This is a genomic window from Christensenella sp. (assembly GCF_034927525.1).
Lineage (GTDB): Bacteria > Bacillota > Clostridia > Christensenellales > Christensenellaceae > Christensenella.
The window spans coordinates 1-6,040 of the sequence record NZ_JAYFPU010000167.1 but is presented as its reverse complement, the minus strand read 5'-3'; the positions used below and the strand labels follow the sequence as shown (position 1 = coordinate 6,040).

At 52.8% G+C, this 6,040-nt stretch carries 6 protein-coding genes; 2 read left to right on the top strand and 4 right to left on the bottom strand.

Annotated elements, in window-relative coordinates; translation table 11 throughout:
* Positions 1 to 118: 118 nt before the first annotated feature.
* Genes kdpC through VB081_RS06785 form a run of 4 tightly spaced genes read right to left on the bottom strand, consistent with a single transcriptional unit; the run spans position 119 to position 4,653 of the window.
* Positions 119 to 727: a potassium-transporting ATPase subunit KdpC gene (gene kdpC, locus VB081_RS06800; protein ID WP_323400074.1), complete on the bottom strand. Its 609-nt coding sequence runs from the start codon at positions 725 to 727 to the stop codon at positions 119 to 121.
* Positions 728 to 739: 12 nt separating this feature from the next.
* On the bottom strand, positions 740 to 2,809 hold the full coding sequence (kdpB, locus tag VB081_RS06795) for a potassium-transporting ATPase subunit KdpB (protein WP_323400073.1): 2,070 nt from the start codon (positions 2,807 to 2,809) through the stop codon (positions 740 to 742).
* 15 nt (positions 2,810 to 2,824) lie between these two features.
* Entirely contained in the window at positions 2,825 to 4,567 is a 1,743-nt protein-coding gene (gene kdpA / locus VB081_RS06790) for a potassium-transporting ATPase subunit KdpA (RefSeq protein WP_323400072.1), read from the bottom strand.
* Positions 4,564 to 4,653, bottom strand: coding sequence for a potassium-transporting ATPase subunit F (locus tag VB081_RS06785; RefSeq protein WP_323400071.1), 90 nt, complete (start codon positions 4,651 to 4,653; stop codon positions 4,564 to 4,566). Before VB081_RS06785 ends, kdpA begins: the two co-directional genes overlap by 4 nt.
* A 235-nt stretch (positions 4,654 to 4,888) precedes the next feature.
* Here VB081_RS06785 and VB081_RS06780 point away from each other — a divergent pair, with 235 nt between their 5' ends.
* Both VB081_RS06780 and VB081_RS06775 read left to right on the top strand, forming a co-directional pair.
* The gene (locus VB081_RS06780) at positions 4,889 to 5,098 is read left to right on the top strand and encodes a hypothetical protein (protein ID WP_323400070.1); all 210 of its coding nucleotides are present in this window, start codon (positions 4,889 to 4,891) and stop codon (positions 5,096 to 5,098) included.
* A gap of 123 nt (positions 5,099 to 5,221) precedes the next feature.
* The gene (locus tag VB081_RS06775) at positions 5,222 to 5,926 is read left to right on the top strand and encodes an ATP-binding protein (protein ID WP_323400069.1); all 705 of its coding nucleotides are present in this window, start codon (positions 5,222 to 5,224) and stop codon (positions 5,924 to 5,926) included.
* Positions 5,927 to 6,040 lie beyond the last annotated feature (114 nt).

The window sequence follows — 6,040 nt, the reverse complement described above, 5'->3', positions numbered from 1 at the left end:
CGCCAGCCGCATAGCCAAAAAATATTTTCAGTTTCCCTTTGTGTTCCGGTTCGTCGTGCTTTAACTGCCTGAGCAGCTCTCCCGGGTCAGGGCGTTTTTCTTCCATATGGTTCTCCTGTTACTGCAATATTCCATCGAGTTCCAGATTTACTTTTAACACGTTCACAGTCGGTTCCCCAAAAATCCCCAGAAACCGTCCCTGTGTATTGTTTGCGATCACGTCACGCACCTGCTGTTCGCTCAGTCCGCGCGCGCCGGCAATGCGCTTAACCTGATATTCCGCACCCGCGGGTGATATCGCCGGGTCAAGGCCGCTGCCCGAGCTTGTTACGAGGTCTACCGGAATGGGCGTATCGCCCATTTGCGGGTTTTCCTCACGGATCATGTTGACCCGCTCCGCCATCAAAGCGTCAAAGTTCTCATCCGCTGGCGATAAGTTTGTCGGCCCCGCGAACAACAACGGATTTCCATCGTCGTCCGCAAACGTCTCTGCATTCACGTTCATGATGCGCCCGTGCAAATATTCTGCTCCTGTAAAGTCCTGCGCCAGCAGCTCGCTTCCGTACGCTACCCCGTTCACCTCTATCATACTGCCATTCGCCTGTTTTGGGAATGCAATTTGCGAAATTCCCGTCACCACCAGCGGATAAACCAGTCCGCATATAAGCGTCATGATCAGCATAAACACCAGCGCCTTGGGCGCAACCGTTTTTATTGTTTTCCACATATTGTTCTCCTCCTAAAACATCCCTACCGCGACAAGCAGCATATCGATCAGCTTGATCGCGATAAACGGCAGGATCACACCACCTACACCATAGACCAGTATGTTCCTCGATAACAGCTTGCCCGCCGGGACCTCGCTGTACTTCACGCCCTTTAAGGCAAGCGGGATCAGCGCAACGATGATGACCGCGTTGTAGATGACCGCCGAAAAGATCGCGCTTTCCGGGCTGTGCAGACCCATGATGTTTAAGGCCTGCAGCTGCGGGAACAGCAGAAAGAACAGCGGCGGGATGATCGCAAAGTATTTTGCAATATCGTTGGCGATAGAAAACGTCGTCAGCGCGCCGCGGGTCATCAGCAGCTGTTTGCCGATGCGTACGATGTCGATCAGCTTTGTCGGCGAAGAATCGAGATCGACCATGTTGCCCGCTTCCTTTGCCGCCTGTGTGCCTGTGTTCATCGCCACCGCAACATCCGCCTGTGCGAGCGCGGGCGCGTCGTTCGTGCCGTCGCCCGTCATGGCGACCATATGCCCACTTTTTTGGAAATCGCGGATCAGATCGAGCTTTGCTTCGGGCGTCGCTTCCGCGAGGAAATCGTCCACACCTGCTTCCGCGGCGATCGCTGCCGCTGTCAGCGGATTGTCGCCCGTGATCATGATCGTTTTGATACCCATCTTGCGCAGGTCAGAGAATTTCTCCCGCACGCCCTGCTTGATGATATCCTTTAAGTGGATCACGCCCAGTATCTTGCCATTCTTGGCGACGACGAGCGGCGTGCCGCCGCTGTTAGACACGCGCTCTACCACACCGCGGCATTCGTCCGAATACTGCTGTCCGTGTGCTTCTGCGTAAGCGCAGATCGCGTCCACCGCACCCTTGCGCACTTTGTTTCCTTCATAGTCCACACCGCTCATGCGCGTCTTGGCAGAGAAGGGAATAAATGTCGCCTGCAGCTCGCTCAGATTGCGGCCGCGTATATTGAATTTTTCCTTAGCCAGTACGACCACGCTCCTGCCCTCCGGCGTTTCGTCCGAAAGGGAGGAAAGCTGTGCCGCATCTGCCAGTTCATTGATATCCGTCCCGTCCACCGGGATAAACTCGCTCGCCTGACGGTTGCCAAGCGTAATGGTACCCGTTTTATCGAGCAGCAGTACGTCTACGTCGCCCGCCGCCTCGATCGCGCGTCCGCTCATGGCAAGCACATTCGCCTGATTTAGGCGGCTCATGCCCGCAATACCTATCGCCGAAAGGAGCGCGCCGATCGTTGTAGGTGCAAGACACACCAGCAGCGCCATCAGCGAGGTAACGGAGGTCGGGTTGACGTCCATGCCCTGCATCTGCGCCGAGAAATGCGCAAATGCGTAAAGCGATACGGTCACGACCAGAAAGATGATGGTCAGCGTCACAAGCAGTATCTGCAACGCGATCTCGTTGGGCGTTTTTTTGCGCGAAGCGCCTTCTACCATCGCGATCATCTTGTCAAGGAAGCTCTCGCCGGGGTTGTTTGTCACAAGGATCACCAGCCAGTCTGAAATGACTGTCGTTCCGCCTGTGACTGCACAGCGGTCGCCGCCGCTTTCACGGATCACCGGAGCAGATTCGCCCGTGATTGCGCTTTCATCGACAGAGGCCGCCCCGTCGATCACGTCGCCATCCGCGGGTATCTGTTCTCCCGCATACACCACGACGATATCGCCTTTGCGAAGCGATGCGGACGGTACTTCGCTCACATTGTCACGTTCCTGCATGGCTGGTATCTTCTTTGCAATAATATCACGCTTGGTTGCCCGCAGCGCGTCTGCCTGTGCTTTGCCGCGGCCTTCGGCGATGGCCTCGGCAAAGTTGGCAAACAAGACAGTCAGCCACAAAAGGACTGCGATCCCGAGAATAAAACCGGGCGTGTTGTCTCTCACCCCCACAAGAGCGCATACATAAAGGACTGTCGTCAGGATCGCCGCGACATACACGACGAACATGACAGGATTTTGTATCTGTATTTTGGGGCTCAGCTTTAAAAACGAATCTTTTAAGGCGCGCCCGATCATTTGTTTGTTTACAAATTTTTGTTTTTTTACATTCATGATCTTCTCCTCCCCTTAACCGATCATCTGGAAGTATTCCGCAATAGGACCTACCGCCAGAGCCGGAAGGAACGAAAGCGCTCCCACAAGCAGTACCACAATGATCAGTATGATGATGAACAACGCATTGTGCGTGGGCAGCGTTCCCGCAGAGATCGCCACCTTTTGCTTGCGCACCATAGACCCGGCGATCGCCAATATCGCGATCATAGGCATAAAGCGTACAAAGAGCATGACCGTGCCGATCGCAATGTTCAGGAACGGCGTATTGGCATTAAGCCCTGCAAATGCCGATCCGTTGTTGCCCGCGCCGGACGAAAATGCGTACAGCACCTCCGAAAAACCATGCGGCCCGCTGTTTGTCAGGCTGTCCATCACCGATGGTACATAACAGGCGATCGCCGTACCGACGAGCGCCGCAAGCGGTGTCGCCAGGCACACGAGCGTTGCCATCTTCATCTCGAACGGTTCGATCTTCTTACCAAGGTATTCGGGCGTCCGGCCCACCATCAGTCCGGAGAGGAACACCGCGATGATCGCAAAGGCAAGCATACCGTATACCCCGCAGCCGACGCCGCCGAAGATGACCTCTCCAAGCTGCATCTGCAGCATGGTCACAAGGCCTCCGAGAGGCGTATAACTGTCGTGCATAGAGTTGACCGAACCATTTGAGGCTGCCGTCGTAAACGAAGCCCACGTACTGGAGGTCGCAATACCAAAGCGGCTTTCCTTGCCCTCCATATTACCGCCCGCCTGGCTGTCCGTCGCTTCCATACTGACTGCGCCGTCCTGGCTTAGCTGCGGCGTGCCGCTCGCTTCATTGAAGCCAATGATCGACAGAAACGCGACCAGCATAATGAGCATGGCTAAGAAGATCGCAACGCCCTGGCGTTTGTCTTTTACATTCCTGCCAAAGGTGAAGCACAGCGCCACCGGGATCAACAGGAGCGAGATCATTTCGATCATATTAGAGAAAATTGTCGGGTTCTCGAGCGGGAACGCAGAGTTCACACCGAAGAAACCGCCGCCGTTGGTACCCAATTGCTTGATGGCGATCTGGCTTGCCGCCGGTCCCTGCGGGATGACCTGCCCCGCGACGACCGTACCGTCCACAAGCGTCGTCGGCTGCAGAAGGTTCGTTTCCGCATAGGCCGACAGGTTTTGCACCACGCCCTGCGAAACGAGCAGTATCGCTACGATCAGCGAAAGCGGGATGAGGACATACCATACCACCCGCGTCATATCCACCCAGAAGTTTCCGATGCCCGTACCCTTCTCGCGTGTAAATCCACGAATAAGCGCAAACAGCACGACGATGCCCGTCGCCGCAGAAACAAAGTTCTGTACTGTAAGGCCAAGCATTTGCGTCAAATAAGAAAGCGTGCTTTCCCCCGAATATGACTGCCAGTTCGTGTTGCTCACAAAGCTTGCCGTCGTATTATATGCAAGATGGGCGGAAGTTCCGTCGAGCCCCTCCGGGTTCAAAGGCAAAAAGCCCTGCGCCATATTCAAAAAGAACAGGATCGCAAAGCCGAACGCGCTGAAAAGCACACAGCACATCGCGTATTTTTTCCAGCCCATATCCTCGTTTTTATTCACATGCAATATTTTGTATGTGAAGTTCTCCACCGGTACCAGAGCCTTTGAAAGAAATGTCTTCTCCCCGTTCATGACCTTGCCGATATATTTACCAAGCGGAATTGCCAGCGCAACAAGAATAACGACGTATAGTACATACTGTAAAATCTGATTGCTCATTGCTTGTCCCCCCGCATAAGGACAACAAACAGGTACACAAACAGCGCCGCTGCCGCGATTCCAATTGCAGTGATGATCACACCCATGATGATTCTCCCTTCTCTTTCCTTTGAAACAAATTTTCTTGTACGTTATGATTATAAGGGTAAGCAAATTAAGACGGTGTTAGGGTTCCCCTTGCCGTATTAAGATCGCATAAAGATTACATAAGTTTTTCATTAAAATTATTTTGTATTTTCATGAAAATATGGTTTTAAGTGCCTCTTTTTGGGATATATATATGTCAAGAGACATTGTTTTTTAAAAAGGGAGGAATCGATTATGACGTATAAAGTTATTGTAAGAGACCCGAAGTTCGGGACAGAGGAATATATCGACGACCTGAGAAAAGATAAGGCAATCGCAGAAGCGTCCAAGCAGGCCGGAGATAAAAACAAACAGGTTTACGTCAGCTTTACAAAAGCAGACGGCAGCACAGGGTACTTAAACCGCGAAGGTCCGACGGACAAATGCCCGGGCGAACCGTGGTGATGGATTTTTAGTAAAGAAAAGGCGGAAGCATTTCCGCCTTTTTTTGTTGCAATTGCAACATTACATTGTTGTGTATCTGGTTATAATAAGAGTATCAAATACCTAAGAAAACGAGGAAAAAATATGAAACGGAAAATCATTACTATAAATGAAGAAAAATGCAACGGCTGCGGATTGTGCGTATCCGCGTGTGAGGAAGGTGCGATCGGCCTGGTAAACGGCAAAGCAAAGCTGCTGCGCGACGATTATTGCGACGGCCTCGGTAATTGCCTGCCCGCCTGCCCTACGGACGCGATCTCCTTTGAGGAGCGCGAGGCCGCTGCCTTCGACGAAGCAGCCGTAAAACGCAATATGGAACGACAGGGTAAAAAAATGCCGCCGCAGGGTGGTTGCCCCGGTATGCAGTCAAAGCGGATCGAGCACCGCGCCGCCGCCCCAGAGTCCGAGGCCCCCGGTTCCGCGCCCTCCCAACTCTCCCAGTGGCCGATACAGCTCAAGTTGGTTCCGCCCAATGCGCCCTATTTCGAAAACGCGAACCTGCTCGTAGCCGCAGATTGCACTGCCTTTGCCTACGGTAATTTCCATAAGAATTTCATCAAGGGCAAGATCACGCTCATCGGCTGCCCCAAGCTTGACGAGGTAGACTATGCGGACAAACTGACGGATATTCTGCAGCACAACAACATCAAGAGCATTACCGTCGTTCGCATGTCCGTTCCCTGCTGCGGCGGTATCGTTGCCGCCGTGACAGACGCGCTGCACCGTTCCGGAAAAATGATCCCCTGGAGCATCGTCACGGTCGATACGGACGGAACGATCCTCGATTGATAGACAAAGCTTGCCAAGTATTATATAATATGTTAATGAAATGTTTTATATCGTTATAAATCATTAACTTTTTATGGGAGGAATCATCCAAATGAGCGAAGAAACCACGAATGC